We start from the raw sequence: 17,416 nt of genomic DNA on the forward strand, positions 1-17,416 counted from the left end.
AAATTCCAGTCTTATCAACGTAAAAGTGGCAGTAAAATGAAAGATTTATCACCATCAGATTTAAAAGCCATATTGCATTCTAAACGTGCCAATATTTATTATTTGGAATATTGCCGAGTAATGCAAAAAGATGGCCGAGTACTTTATTTAACTGAGTCCCTCTCTAATAAAGGGCAAGAAAACCAATATTTTAATATCCCTATCGCCAATACCACGGTAATACTACTGGGTAATGGCACCTCAATAACCCAAGCGGCGGTAAGAATGCTCGCCCAAGCGGGCGTATTAATAGGTTTTAGTGGTGGCGGTGGTACACCACTTTATATGGCAAATGACGTTGAACAAGCAATAGAATGGTTTACCCCACAAAGTGAATACCGACCCACAGAATACTTACAAGGTTGGATGAAATTTTGGTTTGATGATGAAAAACGACTAAGCGCGGCTAAACAATTCCAACAAGCGCGTATTGAATTTCTACATAAGGTATGGGGTAAAGACAAAGACTTAAAAAACGAAGGTTTTACCCTGACAGATAGCGGTATTAAAACTGCATTAATACGCTTTAACGAGAGAACCCAAGCTGCCACCAAGCAAAGTGACTTATTACTCACAGAAGCTCAACTTACCAAAACACTGTATAAACTTGCCGCTAATAGCACCAAAACAGAAGGCTTTAACCGGCAGCATCAAAGTACCGATCTTGCTAATGACTTTCTGAACCACGGTAACTACTTAGCCTATGGACTAGCCGCCTGTACTTTATGGGTATTAGGCATACCGCACGGTTTTGCCGTAATGCATGGTAAAACGCGCCGTGGCGCATTGGTGTTTGATATTGCGGACCTCATTAAAGATGCCATCGTACTACCATGGGCATTTATTTGCGCCAAAGAAAACGCCACAGAACAAGAATTTAGACAACAAATATTACAAGCCTTTACCGACCACAAAGCCCTCGATTTTATGTTTGAGCAGGTGAAATCCGTCGCTTTAGCGCATGGTGAAGATGAATCAGGGGAAAATAGCCTTGAGAAAACTAAAGGTGAACAGCCATGATGGTCACCTTTGTCAGCCAATGCGAAAAAAACGCGCTAAAGAAAACACGGCGTGTGCTTGACGCCTTCGCTAATCGCATTGGCGACAATACCTGGCAAACCCTTATCACCGAAGATGGTCTGCTTACGGTAAAAAAAATGTTGCGTCAAACGGCGAGCAAAAGCACTGCGGTGAGTTGTTTTTGGATTAGATCACGATCAAGAAGTCAGTTTTTGTGGGTGGTGGGTAATAAGGCAAAGTTTAATAGCGAGGGCATAGTGCCAGTGAATACAACAAGTAAAGAGGTGCCAATGGATATATCAAGAGACAAACCGATTAAAGGTTGTGTTTATGCAAATACACAATTGCAACGACTGGAACAACATTTGTTTGCTGTTGGTTTTGTTGCCCGTGAGCTTTTTATATATTTTTACCCTGATAAAAAAGCGCAAGCCAATGCTACCTTTGTCGCGGGGTGTTTGCATGATATCGGGAAAATAGATCCAAGCTTTCAAGAATGGGTAATAAAAGATAAGAGTAAATCATATATCCCAGAAGATGGTCAACATATAGATGGCTTGACAAAATTCAGCTTTGAAAAACACCCAAGACACAATGAAATATCAGTTCTACTTTATCAATTATTGGATGATAAAAGTTTAAAAGCACTTAATGGGCCTAATAAAAATGCAGTTAAACATGCCGTTTATTGGCATCACGCCAAACCTTTTCGGCCTAAAGGTGGTTTTGAAACATTAAGTGATATTTATGAAAAAATAAATTCAGTATCTAAAGGTGATGCTTGGAACTTAATTGTGCTGAAATCGGTTGAAATTCTTAATAAAGTGAGTGAAATAGATAAACAATATAACCAAACCAGTGAAAGCTTTTTGTCTAAATGCTATCTCAATGATCCGGATGTAGATGGGCTAGATTATATTAATTCAAATTTACCTGAGTATAAAACATACAAACCTAAAGAGCAGTTAAGTGATTATTGTGCTGATGTAGCGACTAATGCCAATAACAATGCAATAAGATCTTGTTTAATTACCGCAGACAGATGGATTTCTTCATTGTCAGCACATGAGTTAGCGTCGGCGATTAAACATAAAACACTGATGGCATTTATTAGTGAAAAGCTTGAAACCAGCCAAATAATAACGGAAAGCAATTTAGTCTCCCATATTACTGAATGCCTAAAATCATTTGAAGACAGTGAACGTACCAGAAAACAAGCGGATGTTGCTAATAAATTAGTTGATGATATTAAAGACGTAGGTGTACTTGCGGGTGCTGCAGGCTGTGGTAAAACTAAAATCGCACTGGAATGGGCGAAATTAAAAAATGCCCAACAAATTATTTGGATTTGTCCTCGTGTTCAAATATGCCAAGGGATTTTTACTGAATTAACCAATAAACCTTATTTACCTGATGCCACTATAGAACTGCATACGGGTGAGTTTAAATGCACAAATAGCTATGAAAATATCACTAACGAGAAGGAGTACTTTACCGGTGATGTGGTGATCACCACCATAGATCAAATGTTAAGTAGTGTTATCAGTCACACCAAGGCGGATAGATTACTCAATTATTTATCCGCTCATATTATTTTTGACGAGTATCACGAATACATTAATATGCCAGCATTTAATCTTTTGTTTGCTGAATTAATAACCGCTAAAAAAGAGCTTAAAGGCGGTGGCAATACCCTGCTAGTGTCAGCAACGCCACATTACTATTATTTAGAAAAAACTCTTGATTTACATAAAGATGATGTTATTGAAATGCCGGCGTTTAATCAAAGTCGTTATCAGTTCGATTTTTTACCCTACGATGAAAATGCAGATGATGATAGTAACCCTCTATATAAATCACAGCAAGCAACCACCTTTGTTATTAGTAATACCGCCATAACCGCACAAAAAAGTTTCATTAAAAATCAGCATGATGAAAATGCCATATTATTGCATTCAAAATATAAAAAGAGTGATAAACAACAATTATTTGAAAGCGTCTTTGAGTCATTTAAGCGTGAGGGTGATAACCGATTTGATTTGTTAAGAAGTGGCCCTATTGTGCAAGCTTCTTTGAATATTAGTTGTGACTATATGATTTCTGAAATCACCCATGCGGAGAATTGTTTACAACGACTTGGACGTTTAGACCGTTTTGGTGAAAACAAAACGGGCATTAATCAATATACCATTGTGATACCAGAGACTTTTCATGAAAGAAAAGGCAGCGGTGCAGTTGAGCGTTTTCTTTCATCAACCAATACCTTGGCGTCAGCAAAAGCGTGGTACGAGTTTTTATATGAGGCAACCGACCAAGGTAATAAAATAGTCACCTTGCCCGATGTTTACGCTATTTATAAACAGTTTTATGAAAATTCCACTGCCATTAAATGGATAGAAAGTGACTTACTCGCCAGCATGAAAAAAAGCTCAGCGTTAATTGTTGCCAAAGTGTCTGAGCCGCAAACCATTTCAAAACCGAAAAAAGACAGTAAACAACGGGCTAAAATAGGTAAAAACTCATTGCGTGGCGATAATCGTTTTGTGCAAATGGCGGTGTGTGATGTAAATGCGCCTAATGCCCCAAAATTTATAGAGGAATATGCCTATACGGTTCCAATCAATGAAACTGATAATATTGATGGTTTAACAATGTCCTGTGCCGCAATAGAAGGATATGGAGATAGCTCAAATAGTTTGCTTATCCATATGATGAAAAAGCATCACAACATTATGGGTGGTATAAAAGCGTTTAAAGATTTTATTTTACTCAATGATGCTAAAGATCCGGAACTCCCTATTTATCTAAGTTATACGACAAATGATTTACTCGCTGTAGGTGGCGAAAGTGCAAGGCATAGTGCCGCAATTTATTATGGGGTTTGTGAAAAACAGCCCATAGGTTCAATTTCAATCAAACAGCTAAAAAGCCAAGAAGGATAAAAACATGGAAAAAGTTACAGGAATTAAAAGCGTAGATTTTAAAATTACCGCCGTAGGTCATGGTGTGGTGAATTGGAATGGGCCTACTACTTTGGTCGGGGACGGAGGTAAAACCGTTGATAATCACAGCTTACCTAAATTGCGCGGCTATACCAATTTAAGTGGTCGTATCAAAGAGGAAACAGGTTATAAATATAAAAAAGAAGCTACAGATATTGATTTTAAAAAGACACCGTTATACATCAGTCAAAATTGTATTCGTCATCATCTATTTAGAGATCAAGCGTTTGATCTTCATTATGCTGCAGATAAAAACCTAACCGATGTATTAGCGTCAATAACAGGGTTGATTCGTGGTTATGTGGTGCCATCAAGTCAATGTAAACGTACAAGTCCTTTGATGATTGAAGACTTTGTTGATCAACTGGGTAATGGCAATTTTGAACAGTTTGGTCAAGCCGGAGAACGAGATAGTTCTTCATTCTTTTCAAAAACCACCTTTGGTGATACTAAATATATTTCATATGGGTCAATCAGTATTGAGCAATTACAATTTATTTCACTAGACAAAAAATTTGATCGCGCTTCAATGGTAATTAAAGACGGAGAAGGTGAAAGTATTGCAAAAACAGTGCAAGTATTTATTCAATCATTAAATGCCGATTTAAATCCCATGGTTACTTTTCATGAAAATTATGTGCGTAAAGGCACTATTTTCGAAGAAGGAGAAGTGGGCTTGTTATTAGATAGTGATGCTATTCAAGTATTAGTTGAATACACCATTGAAATGGTCGCTGATCTGTCAATTCGTCAAGCGAGAAGTTACATGTATGTTGATGAAATCGAAGTGGATTATAACGATAGTTCGAAAATGATGCGTATTAAACGTGATCCAAGTGCAGTTTCAGAACAAGCTGAATCTGATTATGCCGTTTATTTTTATGGTAAATAATAAACGGAGTAAGCTATGAAAATCATAATTGATTATGAGGCATCTTGGCGCAATTCATTTTTAGATGGCGATAATAACAAACCATTACCCAAAAAAGGACGTGGTTTTATTGGTTCAATGACCACGTTAAAAAAAGAAGGCAACTTTATTCGCCGAGAAGTAACGCTTGATACTGTGATGGGGTTATTGAATCGTTTGATTGGTGATCAGCGTAAGTTGTACCAAGCGCGTGAAAAATTGTATGAACAGGATTATTATTTTGAAGACTTAGAGCCGCTAGTAACGTTTAGCGACTGCCCTGAATTTGTGAATAATGAATTGGTTTATATTCGTAATATGAAAGGCAGTAATGATCAAAACTCGTTTACGGGCATGATTAAGTCGAATGATGTGATGTTCTCAGCTGATTATGCCGCTGAATTTTGGGGCGTTTTAGCCTTGAATTTTAATGAAGTTTGCCAGTTTATTCTTAATGGAGAAAGAGTAAGCAAGACATTACAGACCGATCCTTTAAGCATTATTGCTCGCTTAGAGTTTTTGGATAAAGAAAAAACAGTCGCTAATGAAGGTAAAGTTGCCGAGGCCATGGCGGAATTAGTTAACACCTTAGCTGATGATAAATACCCTGAAGGTGATCAGTATCTTAATAATAAAGGCCAAGTTAAACCTATTATGTTTTATTGCTCGGCCTTGTATTTACAATTACAGCGTTTATCGAAACATTTTGATATGACCTCTGCTAAAACAAAAGCAGGTGGTATTAGCGGTATTTCAAAACGGGGCTTTACCAAAAAAGATTTTATGAAGCGTTTCACCTCAGGTGAGGGGAAAAAAATATGGGGTAACCCCTATATTCTAAAAGAAAGGATAAAAGGTATTGGAGAAGTGACTTCATTACTTAAAAAAGTCAGTGGTCAGCTGGAAATAACCCTTGATATTGATAAACCCAAAGCCAAAGAAATTGAAAATATGATTGAAAACGCAGGTGTTTCAAGTTTTTACTTAGGTAAAAAAGGTCTAGCTTTTGTTTCAAATATTCGAGTATAGGAGGATAAATAATGAATCATTATATTGATATTAGGCTCAAGCCGGATGCCGAAATGCGAGAGAATGTTTTGATGAATACAGTTTATAGCAAGCTTCATAAAGCTTTAGTTATATTGCAATCGACAAGTATCGGCATTAGTTTTCCTAAATACAAAGTATTGTTTGGTAATGTGCTGCGTATCCACGGAGAACAAAGCTACTTGAATGATTTACAAGGGGTAGATTGGTTAGGTGGTATTAAAGGTTATTGTAAACTTTCTGATGTCTTATCTATCCCTGAAATGGTGCAATACCGAACCATTTCAAGAAAACAAGCCAACATGACCGAAGCAAAATTAAGACGGTTAATTACTCGTAAATCTATCACTAAAGATGAAGTAAAATTGTATAAAGCAAAAATGTTTAGTCAAGGATTAGACAATGCTTATTTGGAATTAGTCAGTAGCTCTACTGGTGAAAAACATCGACGCTATATTCAATTTGGTGAGTTAAAAGATACACCAGTTGCAGGTGACTTTGATTCTTTTGGTTTAAGCAAACAAGCCACAGTCCCTTGGTTTTAAGGGAATATGGTTACTTTTAAAACCCGTTGAATGCAACGGGTTTATTTTTTCGGAAAAATTAACGTTTACCCTAAAAATCAACTCTTTAAAAATATGGTTAAATATTAACAAGTTACGAATCAGCTAAAAATTTAGGTTAAAAAGTCTAAAATCACCTAGCTGTTTGTTGTAACTTGTTTTTTTACTGTTATTCTATTGTTCACTGCCGCACAGGCAGCTTAGAAATTTCAAAGTGAATAAAAAAGTGAATAAGTGAAGTTCACTGCCGCACAGGCAGCTTAGAAAAGTAACTTTTAATGATGATTGCGAGCCGTTGTGTTCACTGCCGCACAGGCAGCTTAGAAAAAAAGTGTTAAGCGTTAATTGCATTTCCTTTGGTTCACTGCCGCACAGGCAGCTTAGAAATTAGCGCCTACGATTATCGTTAATGTTCTTGGGTTCACTGCCGCACAGGCAGCTTAGAAAATCATCTAAAAAGTTTGTTGTACTAACACCAAGTTCACTGCCGCACAGGCAGCTTAGAAATCTTTCATCTATAGTGTTAAGTGTATCAAACAGTTCACTGCCGCACAGGCAGCTTAGAAATATTAGGTGTAAATCAAAAGTTTAGCATTATGGTTCACTGCCGCACAGGCAGCTTAGAAATGTCATTACTATTATTGGTGTAACATCGTCTAGTTCACTGCCGCACAGGCAGCTTAGAAAAATACTCCGTATAGTTAACCTTATCCCCTGCTGTTCACTGCCGCACAGGCAGCTTAGAAAAGTAGCGCGCGTTTATTAAGAATTAGTATCGGGTTCACTGCCGCACAGGCAGCTTAGAAAGGACGGAAGCGGCGGCACTATAATTGAATATGGTTCACTGCCGCACAGGCAGCTTAGAAATATACCATACTTCGCTAGTAGACAATACATCAGTTCACTGCCGCACAGGCAGCTTAGAAAGTTGAAACTGATTTGTATTTTATTACCGCTTTGTTCACTGCCGCACAGGCAGCTTAGAAATTTCAAGGAAAAAAAATCAATAAATGTTTAACGTTCACTGCCGCACAGGCAGCTTAGAAAATACTTATGCACTCATCAATAATCAATAAACAGTTCACTGCCGCACAGGCAGCTTAGAAATTAATGTCAGTAACCTTTATTGATCCCTCAAAGTTCACTGCCGCACAGGCAGCTTAGAAATAGTCAATCTCCAGTGGATTTATCAAACGGTAGTTCACTGCCGCACAGGCAGCTTAGAAATACCTACGGGCGTTACCATCACTGATGTTTCAGTTCACTGCCGCACAGGCAGCTTAGAAAGAGAAAGTACCGCTTGAAGATACCGATCTAATGTTCACTGCCGCACAGGCAGCTTAGAAAGACAACTATGCTTATTCCAGTCGTTTCAGCTTGTTCACTGCCGCACAGGCAGCTTAGAAATGAATCAGTCGAAGACGGCGCATGGTTCAAAAGTTCACTGCCGCACAGGCAGCTTAGAAAGCTAATCTATCGGATATCGATCACTCACTTAAGTTCACTGCCGCACAGGCAGCTTAGAAAGTAAACAATAAAAGGAAATGAATTATGATTGAGTTCACTGCCGCACAGGCAGCTTAGAAAACAACAACGCAATCACTTTCTATATATGCAAAGTTCACTGCCGCACAGGCAGCTTAGAAAAGACCGTACCGTTTGCTGGATTAACCGAAGCTGTTCACTGCCGCACAGGCAGCTTAGAAAAGTATGAAGCTAGGCGAGTTGCAATACTTGAAGTTCACTGCCGCACAGGCAGCTTAGAAAATATAACCAGTGTGACCCATTTCACCCCATAAGTTCACTGCCGCACAGGCAGCTTAGAAAGTTAGCATCAATGAAAGCGACGACAGTATTTGGTTCACTGCCGCACAGGCAGCTTAGAAAGCTTGATTTAAAGTTTGATACAGACACTCGGCGTTCACTGCCGCACAGGCAGCTTAGAAATCAGTATTTAATGTTGCGCGTATACTTCCGTTGTTCACTGCCGCACAGGCAGCTTAGAAAGTTCACTGCTAAACAAAAATAAACTTAATATAGTTCACTGCCGCACAGGCAGCTTAGAAAATTCTTGGTTTTGGTGTCGGCAAAATGCTTGGGTTCACTGCCGCACAGGCAGCTTAGAAAAGTTAGAGATTGTTTTGTAGAGGAAGGATTTGGTTCACTGCCGCACAGGCAGCTTAGAAATTCACCATCGTCAATCATTCGTGTAGTTGTGTGTTCACTGCCGCACAGGCAGCTTAGAAAGATATTCTCGGTAACTATCGTAAAACAATCCGGTTCACTGCCGCACAGGCAGCTTAGAAAGTTATGGTTGGCTAACATACCAATACGAACCAGTTCACTGCCGCACAGGCAGCTTAGAAAACAATAGCTATTGCCGGTAAAATAGTTAAAGGGTTCACTGCCGCACAGGCAGCTTAGAAATTATTAACTTGCGTTACACTTTGCACCAGCGCGTTCACTGCCGCACAGGCAGCTTAGAAATATACCATCGGGCGGCGCAACAACTAGTATAAGTTCACTGCCGCACAGGCAGCTTAGAAATTACTATCAAGAAAGGTGATCGTGTGCTGTTTGTTCACTGCCGCACAGGCAGCTTAGAAAACCAGCATTCAAGTCTGCCATGATACCTACAGATGTTCACTGCCGCACAGGCAGCTTAGAAAGTGGTAGTAGATTCAGAGGCAACCGAGGCTAAGTTCACTGCCGCACAGGCAGCTTAGAAAATATAAGAAGAGAACATAAGGCAAAACCTTAAGTTCACTGCCGCACAGGCAGCTTAGAAATCAATTACTAAAGTACGTTCAGAGATGAGAGAGTTCACTGCCGCACAGGCAGCTTAGAAAGATGGTTTCTTGAATAGAACCCCATAAGAGCAGTTCACTGCCGCACAGGCAGCTTAGAAATTATATCCCCGTACCATATAGGGACAATGTTGGTTCACTGCCGCACAGGCAGCTTAGAAATCTTGGTCTTATCTAGGTGAGCGCGAAGGACTGTTCACTGCCGCACAGGCAGCTTAGAAATGTGCTATAAGTTAACTGACCTGTACGAATATGTTCACTGCCGCACAGGCAGCTTAGAAAATAGGTATTGCAACAGTTATAGAAGAGGACGAGTTCACTGCCGCACAGGCAGCTTAGAAATATTAATTCAAATAAAACACAATAAGGTGTTGGTTCACTGCCGCACAGGCAGCTTAGAAAACTATTGAGGCTGTGATGCGTTTATATAAAATGTTCACTGCCGCACAGGCAGCTTAGAAAAAAGAGACTACTTAAAAACGAACTGACTAGTTGTTCACTGCCGCACAGGCAGCTTAGAAATTTGATAAAATCGCTACGCTTAAAAGGGTAATGTTCACTGCCGCACAGGCAGCTTAGAAAGTGTAAAAATGTCTGATGTTGCTGACTTTGGCGTTCACTGCCGCACAGGCAGATTATCAAAGACATTCGTGATTGGCGACGGCAGTATTAGCAAATAGAAAAGAAGTTTATCAGCGTGCTAAGGAACGTGAATTGGAGTGTTGGAGGGGGCGATGGACAAACTGGTATGGTAATCCCCCCATTTTTAATGGAGGTCAGCAGTAGACCTTTTAAAGGGAACAAAGTGGTACTGAAATAGTGCTATATCATACTGTTAAAGAGAATTTTTTTGCTTGTACGGATGCAAGTGGCTACCTTATCTGTGCCACATATTTCAGTAAAGTTTAACTGGAGTAATACTATTTGCTAGCATTGTAAAAATGATTGATATTAGCTATCGCCAACAACATTTTATGCTTTGCCGAAGTATTAGCTGAGTGCACAAAAATAAGAGGGGGAATAAAGCCTTGGGTAAAAACAGCTTCCTCTATCCAAAGTAGTACATCATAACCAGTGCCATGCTCATCATCACCTAAGTCATGATCTAAACTTATTTCAGTTACTATATTTTGTTCGAGTAAGACTATAGCTTCTTCAGGCCAATAGACTCTGTGCCAACCAATAGGTGTTGATCTTTCATCATCTAAATAAACTTTCATAACTTACCTGATTTTTGTTTAACAGTACTTATACAAGTTGATTTTGGAGCTAATCAAAGGGGTAAAGTAAATATGTGGATAAATGACCGTACAGGGCGCCTGATAAACTGCCTAGCTAAACGTCTATTTAAAAAGCATTGAAACCTCGCCATTGGCATGATACCACCCATTGATCCTCCGTCATTACATGCAAACACGTAAATATAGGCATCTTCTTGGATATACTCTTCAATTACAGCTATAGCAGCGGTGAAGCAATCGATTAACAGCTCCGCAAAAGAGGGGTGTTTTGTTACCTTATTTTTCGGGTTAGGGTTATCTAGAATATAAAAGTTGTCAGGTGTTACTTTATACCCCTCAAACACTGATACATCCCATTCAATAAGCTTGTCATTTGGGGCGATAACCCCTGATAAATCAACCCACATGTCTACATAGTCACCATGTACAGACCATTTCAGTCGTGAGTTTAAACCAAGAAGGGTATATTCATCACGATTGCTTGAGCAATTGGTGTCACCTATTGAGCATAACTGAAACCTTAACTTTCTTTTATAGCGAGGTGAGTTAAGCCAGTCCCTAAAGACTTTTCTGGCATCATTAATCATCGAAAGCTCCCCTTATGCCCATGAGCGTCAGCTCTTAGTCATGCTATTTATTAATAGCTAGGACTATAACTTGAGCGAGCGACAAAGTTTGTCGCTTTACTTTGAGATACTTTTCAACATTGATTATGAGGGGAATACAAGATGTGTTTGGCAAATTTTTATGGTTTTGCGGCAGGCAGAGAGAGTAAATCATTTTGCAATAATATTACTGAAGAAATTGACGGTGTAGATTGGCGGCTAGACGATTTAGGAGGCAACGAATTTACTCATAAGATAAAGAGTGCCGACTTAGTTATTATTGTTGCTAACCTAAATAGCCATTTTGAAGCAAAACAAGTTGAATTTATGGTGATGGTTGCTGAAAAGTTGGCAGTGCCAATATTAGTTTATTCTCTTTATCCGATTAAGTTTGCACTTCAAGCTAGTGAGCAAGGAATTAGTCTTGAATTACTAGATAGTATTAATAAAGCAACGGTCGTTATGCAGTTAGATGGTGACTTGCTTGCAAGTGGCATGATAGCAACAACGCCTTTTATCCAGTATTACCTTGCTAAGGGGCTTGAGCTTTTATCAATAAATCTAATATTAACCATAAAAGCTATTGTTGAACCGGTAACTCAACAAGAATTAATTGGTGTTGATTTTACTGATTATTGTTTGGCGTTTGCTAACAAAGGCTTTTATCAAACTAAGCTATATACCCAAGAGACTTTATTCAAGGCTGAAGTAAATAGTGATAGCTGGTTAAAGGCGAAAGTCATTATTGTCACAATCTTTTTAAGTACTGATCATGCACTTGATGTTTTTTCTGCAACTTCAACATCCATATGTAATATGCTTGAGGAAAGCAATGCGTTATTGTTATTTGCTCCCGTTATAGCAGAGCATGCTCAAGACGAAGCTGTGATTGCATTGTTATATAAGTGATTATTATGCAAGATAAAATATATTTAGGAATATTAAGATGAAATACTCGCATCGTTCGGCGAAGTTTATATCCAAACATTATTTTATAGAAAGAATAGAGAAACGTTACCTAAGTTAAACTCTAGAATTGGTTAAGCGCCAGGGTCAATACAAATGCATTGCACATTATTAAAAGGAATAAAATGAATAAGAATCTTCAAGAATGGGCATGTTCCTTTTCAGGTTGTGATGGCGGAAATTTAGGTGCTGATATTTGGTTGTGCGGAATTGAATGGGGGGGAGCAAGTTATGGTGATTACTATGAGAAAACGCTTCCCGAAGAGCTCGAAAATGGAAAGGTTGAGCTTTCTTTAACTGCGTTTGATTGGAAAGATAGTCTTGGTTACACGTATGGTAGGAGTTTTGCTAAACTTTTTACAAGTATTCAAGGTGGGGATGTAGAGAATTATAAAGAAGTTAGTCTTTTAGAGGGGAATGAGTTGTTTAAGCTTAATTTATATCCTATTGCCTTTGATTCTACAGATCATGAATTGTGGCATAAAAATAACATTTCTAAGCTAACAGGTTTTGAAAATAAATACCTTTTTAATACATGGTGCTTCTTTAATCGCTTTCCTTTTTTTAGTGAATTAAGAAAAAAGCACAATCCCAAGTTAATTATTGGTACAGGCGTGAACTACCTACGTGACTTTTTAATGTTTTTTGTAGGCAATGAAAAGGTCGGTAGGTTATGTTCGGGTAACCTTACCCCCAAGTCTGAAGCAAACAAAACTAATAGGGTGTTTTACTGGGTAAAGCTAGATGGGGGTACACTCTTAGTAATTATCCCGTTCTTTAGTGGGAGGTATGGATTGAATAGCAACTATTTATTACAGGAAATGGGACAACGCATCAAATTATTGCTTGAAATGAAATAACCTTAAAGTGCTCTGTATCAACTGTCATCGTATAATTGCACTGCAGCTCTCAGTTTTTCTCGCATCAAGTTACGCAAACTTACGGGCTTCAATACCTCAACATGATTTGCCAAACCCAATAACCATGTTTCAAAATCATAGTTCATAGTAAGGCTAGCTTTTACTAGTAACTTATCCTCCGCATCTGTTCGATAAGTGCTTGTTTGTTGGTTTTTAGCTATGGGTGTTTCCATTATTATTTCGGCAGCAAAGCCGGTGAATATCCCTTCAAATTCAATAGGGCTATCACTATAAGCTAAGCCAGTAGTACCTTTTAGTACGTATTCTTTTAGGTTGAAATCATCAGGGTAGTCGAAGGTTTTGTGGCTGTTTTCACAAGATATTATGCGATTCATGGCGAGCATTCTGACATCGTCATAACCACAATACTGCACAATCAAATATTGAATATGTGCCCGAACGACTAGCCCTAAAGGCTGAACACTGGCATTACTTAGTTCACCACTTTTGTTCTTGTACTCTATTTCTAATATATTTTCCGCTAATAAAGCGTCATAAACACAGCAACGCACCATGTTATCAATTTCAGCGGGTATTAATGGCTGGCCTTTGTTTTCAATATAAACCTTGTCTAACCAAGTTTTTAATTTGCTGTGATAATTAAGGTTCGCTAATATTTGAGTGGATTTTTTAAAGATGCGAGTTAAATATGGGGATAACACATTGGGCATCATTGGCTGAATGAACTGCTCGATAATGGCAAAGCATAATGCATCTGCTGGCGAAAGTTGAGCTGTTAAATACATTGAGCCTTTAACTAATGACCACTTTAACCCTTCAGGGCTATCGCCTGATTCAGTAATGCCGTATTGCTCTAGTTGTTTTAAATCACGCTGTAAGTTGCGTTTAATATTTTGTTCATCATGATCTTTATATGCATGCTGATTCGCTAACTTTACGACTAGTTGATTCACAGTTAAAAATTTAGGGTAAATGGGGAGTAACTCTAGCAGCTCTAAATGCCTAACATTTAACTTTAAATTCACGTTTTGTCCTTATGACTACATAGCTTATATTTACTAATCAATCTAAGTGATGATAACCTTTAATGTTATGTTTTAGCACATGCCATCATGTTCTTTTAAAATGTCTGTAATATTTATACAGTGCTTTACTCGCCATTCCTTTGCTGTAGTGCCTTTATTCCTTTTATTCCATAAGTCATCAGGGCTGTTATGGTTAGACATAATCTGATGCTCTAATGATTTACTAATATTAAGCTTCCCATTTCCAGCGACATCGCAATAAGGTGATACACATAACCAAAGGAATAGTTGTTTGTCAGCTTTTAAGGAACTTTCAATATTGTCATGCATATGATGGTTAGCATGTCCTCTGGTTAACCATCTGTCTTTTAAGTTATAGGTATATTCGCCAACATATACTATTTTATCGTCACAGGTGATGAAGTAGGCAGTCTCGTCCGCTTTTTAAAAATCTTGAATATATAAGTTGAGCTTTACTGTTAACGTATAGTTCTTTAATTTGCACGGCGCATCAGAAAGAGAAAACTCACCCACCTTTACAAATTTAAAACCTGATTCCTGTTTAGTTTCTAACAAAGTAACTCCTTAATAAATTGGTTAATATTCCTGAGATTAACTCGAATAAGCTAAAAGGTTAATATTAAGATAATATCTTATCTATCTCAGTCAGTGCAGATAAAGCTGACATCTTTAATGGTATTTGCCCTTTTTCAATATTGCAGTGAGCAGGGTTGATACGAATTAAATTTTTGGCATTGTTCGAGCAAGCAATACGCACCGAGGGAATTGCTGTGCCTGCCCCTAATTCAATCGCTGTTATTTTCATTCCACAATGTTCATCAAGCCAGGAGTGAAAGTTACTATTTTGCATTCTTGTTCGGGCGCTAACCCACCAATTATCGTTAAACATTAATATATTAGGTCTAGCGATACCACCACAGTTTGGACAATGCGGATAACTACCCTTAATTGAAAGGTCTTGCTCAGAACTCTTAAATGGTAAACCAGATCAACCTAAATCATGAATGAGAAATCGTCAAAGTTGAGAGTGCATAACATAGTGATCGCGACAACTAGTTTGACAAACACCATTACCGCGCGAGCGGTTTAGTTCTTGGTGGTAGAGGTGATCATAAACAGAATATCCCAACAGGTTTGAATTTTGGCACTAATAAGCTTTTAATGACCTAGTTTCATCATGGTATATATATTATTTCATCTCAATAATAGTCAGTTATTCTAGAGTTAATTAGCTATTTATAGAATTATTTTCTATAAATAGCTAATGTTTTTATTTATGAACCGTTAATGCTGAACAGGATCTTATTATGGTGAGCTCAGAGACTAAAGCTAAATCGAGTGCAAGCGTTGTTAAAGATTACCGACTAGAAAACGATAACTTACTGCTTGAAATTGAACGATTAACAAAAATAAATGATGAATTTAAGAGCCAGATAAACGCTATTAGTAAAGCACAAGCGGTTATCGAGTTTAATATGGATGGCACCATTATTAGCGCCAATGACAATTTTCTTAACACCTTAGGTTACACCTTAGCCGAAGTGCAAGGAAAACATCACAGCATGTTTGTTGAGCCAGCCTTTAAAGCCAGTGATGAATACCGTGAGTTTTGGGAAAAGCTGAATCGCGGTGAATATGAAGCGAAGGAATATAAACGCTTAGGTAAAGGCGGTAAGGAAGTGTGGATACAAGCTTCTTACAACCCAATCTTAGACTTAAATGGCAAACCTTATAAAGTGGTCAAGTATGCCACTGATGTCACGGCACAAAAATTAGAAAGTGCCAATACCTCCGGTCAAATTGATGCTATCAGTAAAGCACAAGCGGTTATCGAGTTTAATATGGATGGCACCATTATTAGCGCCAATGACAATTTTCTTAACACCTTAGGTTACACCTTAGCCGAAGTGCAAGGAAAACATCACAGCATGTTTGTTGAGCCAGCCTTTAAAGCCAGTGATGAATACCGTGAGTTTTGGGAAAAGCTGAATCGCGGTGAATATGAAGCGAAGGAATATAAACGCTTAGGTAAAGGCGGTAAGGAAGTGTGGATACAAGCTTCTTACAATCCCATCTTAGACTTAAATGGTAAACCTTATAAAGTGGTCAAGTATGCCACTGATGTCACGGCACAAGTCATGGCTTTGAATCAGATAGATGTATTAGTTCAAGGTGCGGTAAGAGGACAATTGACAGATAGAATTAATACCGAAGGAGCGCAAGGATTTGTAGCTTCGTTAGGAAACAGTATTAACAATCTGATGGATGCAGTGGTTGAACCGATTAATGATGCAATTAATGTCTCTCAAGCGCTCGCTGAGGGTGATCTTACTCAGGAAATGAGTAATGGATACGATGGTGAATTTCTCGAATTAGCCAACGCAATGAATACATCAATTAAAAATTTAAAAAACATGGTTGATGAAATTCGTTCTGCTTCGACGAATGTTTTTGATACTTCAAGAGAAATTGCTGAAGGCAATAATGAATTAAGTCATCGCACTGAATCTCAGGCATCTAGCCTAGAAGAAACAGCTGCTGCAATGGAAGAATTAACTAGTACCGTGGAGCAAAATGCTGAAAATGCGAGTCAAGCGAGCAATTTATCATCTTCGGTAATGAAAAAAGCCAGTGCCGGTGGCGAGGTAGTAAAAAATGCCGTCACAGCTATGAGTGATATTAATAAATCAAGTAAAAAAATAGCGGATATTATCAGTGTTATAGATGTGATTGCTTTTCAGACCAATTTGCTAGCCTTAAATGCCGCGGTTGAAGCGGCACGAGCTGGTGAACAAGGTCGAGGTTTTGCAGTGGTCGCCGCTGAAGTCCGAAATTTAGCACAACGATCAGCAGGAGCTGCCAAAGAAATAAAAGGCTTAATTAATGATAGTGTTGAAGCGGTGGGACAAGGTACTAAGTTAGTCGATGAAACAGGTCAAATTTTTACAGATTTAGTCAGTTCAATCGAAGAAGTTAGTAAAATGGTCATTGATATCGATGGTGCATGTAAAGAGCAAGCCGCAGGTATTGGTGAGGTTAGTGCGGCGATAAGTCAAATGGATGATATGACACAGAAAAATGCTGCGTTGGTTGAAGAAGCCGCCACATCGAGTAAATCAATGGAAGAACAAGCACAAATATTATTAAACCAAGTCGCTTTTTTTGATAATGAGGAAGAAGTGAAATCGCCATCTAGAGGTCATTCATCACGTTCAATGCCCCTTTATCAAAGCAATATTAGGAGATCGGAGCGATATGAGCAACAGCAGTACAAGTAAATAAAAAATCG

General features: G+C 38.4%; 13 protein-coding genes and 1 CRISPR repeat array. Of the genes, 8 read left to right on the top strand and 5 right to left on the bottom strand.

The features are described 5' to 3' along the window. Positions 1-36 precede the first annotated feature (36 nt). Genes cas1f through cas6f form a run of 5 tightly spaced genes read left to right on the top strand, consistent with a single transcriptional unit; the run spans position 37 to position 6,563 of the window. Positions 37-1,059, top strand: coding sequence for a type I-F CRISPR-associated endonuclease Cas1f (cas1f, locus tag MTCD1_RS01205; RefSeq protein WP_057182304.1), 1,023 nt, complete (start codon positions 37-39; stop codon positions 1,057-1,059). Then, positions 1,056-4,001, top strand: coding sequence for a CRISPR-associated endonuclease Cas3'' (locus tag MTCD1_RS01210; RefSeq protein ID WP_057182302.1), 2,946 nt, complete (start codon positions 1,056-1,058; stop codon positions 3,999-4,001). The genes cas1f and MTCD1_RS01210 overlap by 4 nt, the downstream gene beginning before the upstream one ends. 4 nt (positions 4,002-4,005) lie before the next feature. Next, positions 4,006-4,953, top strand: coding sequence for a type I-Fv CRISPR-associated protein Cas7fv (gene cas7fv / locus MTCD1_RS01215; RefSeq protein ID WP_057182300.1), 948 nt, complete (start codon positions 4,006-4,008; stop codon positions 4,951-4,953). A gap of 15 nt (positions 4,954-4,968) precedes the next feature. Beyond that, positions 4,969-6,000 carry a type I-Fv CRISPR-associated protein Cas5fv gene (cas5fv, locus tag MTCD1_RS01220; RefSeq protein WP_057182298.1) on the top strand — a complete coding sequence of 344 codons (1,032 nt, stop codon included), beginning with the start codon at positions 4,969-4,971 and terminating at the stop codon, positions 5,998-6,000. Positions 6,001-6,011: 11 nt separating this feature from the next. After that, positions 6,012-6,563 carry a type I-F CRISPR-associated endoribonuclease Cas6/Csy4 gene (gene cas6f, locus MTCD1_RS01225; protein ID WP_057182296.1) on the top strand — a complete coding sequence of 184 codons (552 nt, stop codon included), beginning with the start codon at positions 6,012-6,014 and terminating at the stop codon, positions 6,561-6,563. A 197-nt stretch (positions 6,564-6,760) separates the two neighbouring features. Then, positions 6,761-10,030: direct repeats of the CRISPR family, unit length 28 nt; unit sequence GTTCACTGCCGCACAGGCAGCTTAGAAA. Positions 10,031-10,308: 278 nt separating this feature from the next. Here cas6f and MTCD1_RS01230 read toward each other — a convergent pair. Together MTCD1_RS01230 and MTCD1_RS01235 are read right to left on the bottom strand one after the other, a co-directional pair. Beyond that, positions 10,309-10,608 (bottom strand): cyclic-phosphate processing receiver domain-containing protein, encoded by a 300-nt coding sequence (locus MTCD1_RS01230; protein WP_057182294.1) that lies wholly within the window; start codon positions 10,606-10,608, stop codon positions 10,309-10,311. Between the two features lie 53 nt (positions 10,609-10,661). Further along, positions 10,662-11,216, bottom strand: coding sequence for a hypothetical protein (locus MTCD1_RS01235; protein ID WP_057182292.1), 555 nt, complete (start codon positions 11,214-11,216; stop codon positions 10,662-10,664). A gap of 141 nt (positions 11,217-11,357) precedes the next feature. Here MTCD1_RS01235 and MTCD1_RS01240 point away from each other — a divergent pair, with 141 nt between their 5' ends. Then, the gene (locus tag MTCD1_RS01240; RefSeq protein ID WP_057182291.1) at positions 11,358-12,143 is read left to right on the top strand and encodes a hypothetical protein; all 786 of its coding nucleotides are present in this window, start codon (positions 11,358-11,360) and stop codon (positions 12,141-12,143) included. 182 nt (positions 12,144-12,325) lie between these two features. Further along, positions 12,326-13,060 carry a hypothetical protein gene (locus tag MTCD1_RS01245; protein ID WP_057182289.1) on the top strand — a complete coding sequence of 245 codons (735 nt, stop codon included), beginning with the start codon at positions 12,326-12,328 and terminating at the stop codon, positions 13,058-13,060. Positions 13,061-13,077: 17 nt separating this feature from the next. Here the strand turns inward: MTCD1_RS01245 and MTCD1_RS01250 are convergent, their stop codons facing one another. The 3 genes from MTCD1_RS01250 to MTCD1_RS01260 form a co-directional block, all read right to left on the bottom strand. Then, positions 13,078-14,106, bottom strand: a complete 1,029-nt coding sequence (locus tag MTCD1_RS01250; protein WP_057182287.1) for a helix-turn-helix transcriptional regulator — start codon at positions 14,104-14,106, stop codon at positions 13,078-13,080. A gap of 72 nt (positions 14,107-14,178) precedes the next feature. Then, the gene (locus MTCD1_RS22095; protein WP_257721028.1) at positions 14,179-14,307 is read right to left on the bottom strand and encodes a hypothetical protein; all 129 of its coding nucleotides are present in this window, start codon (positions 14,305-14,307) and stop codon (positions 14,179-14,181) included. Positions 14,308-14,746: 439 nt separating this feature from the next. After that, on the bottom strand, positions 14,747-14,977 hold the full coding sequence (locus MTCD1_RS01260; RefSeq protein WP_057182283.1) for a hypothetical protein: 231 nt from the start codon (positions 14,975-14,977) through the stop codon (positions 14,747-14,749). Positions 14,978-15,434: 457 nt separating this feature from the next. On the opposite strand from MTCD1_RS01260, the gene MTCD1_RS01265 reads away from it, so the two are divergent. After that, positions 15,435-17,405, top strand: coding sequence for a methyl-accepting chemotaxis protein (locus tag MTCD1_RS01265; protein WP_057182281.1), 1,971 nt, complete (start codon positions 15,435-15,437; stop codon positions 17,403-17,405). The last annotated feature ends 11 nt before the right edge of the window (positions 17,406-17,416 follow it).

The organism is Colwellia marinimaniae (assembly GCF_002207865.1).
In the GTDB taxonomy this organism is placed as follows: domain Bacteria; phylum Pseudomonadota; class Gammaproteobacteria; order Enterobacterales; family Alteromonadaceae; genus Colwellia; species Colwellia marinimaniae.

Excerpts from the sequence above, each read along its gene's own strand:
- MTCD1_RS01245 (WP_057182289.1), top strand. The coding sequence starts at position 12,326 with ATGAATAAGAATCTTCAAGAATGGGCATGTTCCTTTTCAGGTTGTGAT.
- cas1f (WP_057182304.1), top strand. The coding sequence starts at position 37 with ATGAAAGATTTATCACCATCAGATTTAAAAGCCATATTGCATTCTAAA.
- cas5fv (WP_057182298.1), top strand. The coding sequence starts at position 4,969 with ATGAAAATCATAATTGATTATGAGGCATCTTGGCGCAATTCATTTTTA.
- MTCD1_RS01235 (WP_057182292.1), bottom strand. The coding sequence starts at position 11,216 with ATGATTAATGATGCCAGAAAAGTCTTTAGGGACTGGCTTAACTCACCT.
- MTCD1_RS01260 (WP_057182283.1), bottom strand. The coding sequence starts at position 14,977 with ATGCAAAATAGTAACTTTCACTCCTGGCTTGATGAACATTGTGGAATG.
- MTCD1_RS01240 (WP_057182291.1), top strand. The coding sequence starts at position 11,358 with ATGTGTTTGGCAAATTTTTATGGTTTTGCGGCAGGCAGAGAGAGTAAA.
- MTCD1_RS01265 (WP_057182281.1), top strand. The coding sequence starts at position 15,435 with ATGGTGAGCTCAGAGACTAAAGCTAAATCGAGTGCAAGCGTTGTTAAA.
- cas7fv (WP_057182300.1), top strand. The coding sequence starts at position 4,006 with ATGGAAAAAGTTACAGGAATTAAAAGCGTAGATTTTAAAATTACCGCC.
- MTCD1_RS01210 (WP_057182302.1), top strand. The coding sequence starts at position 1,056 with ATGATGGTCACCTTTGTCAGCCAATGCGAAAAAAACGCGCTAAAGAAA.
- MTCD1_RS22095 (WP_257721028.1), bottom strand. The coding sequence starts at position 14,307 with ATGTCTAACCATAACAGCCCTGATGACTTATGGAATAAAAGGAATAAA.
- MTCD1_RS01230 (WP_057182294.1), bottom strand. The coding sequence starts at position 10,608 with ATGAAAGTTTATTTAGATGATGAAAGATCAACACCTATTGGTTGGCAC.
- cas6f (WP_057182296.1), top strand. The coding sequence starts at position 6,012 with ATGAATCATTATATTGATATTAGGCTCAAGCCGGATGCCGAAATGCGA.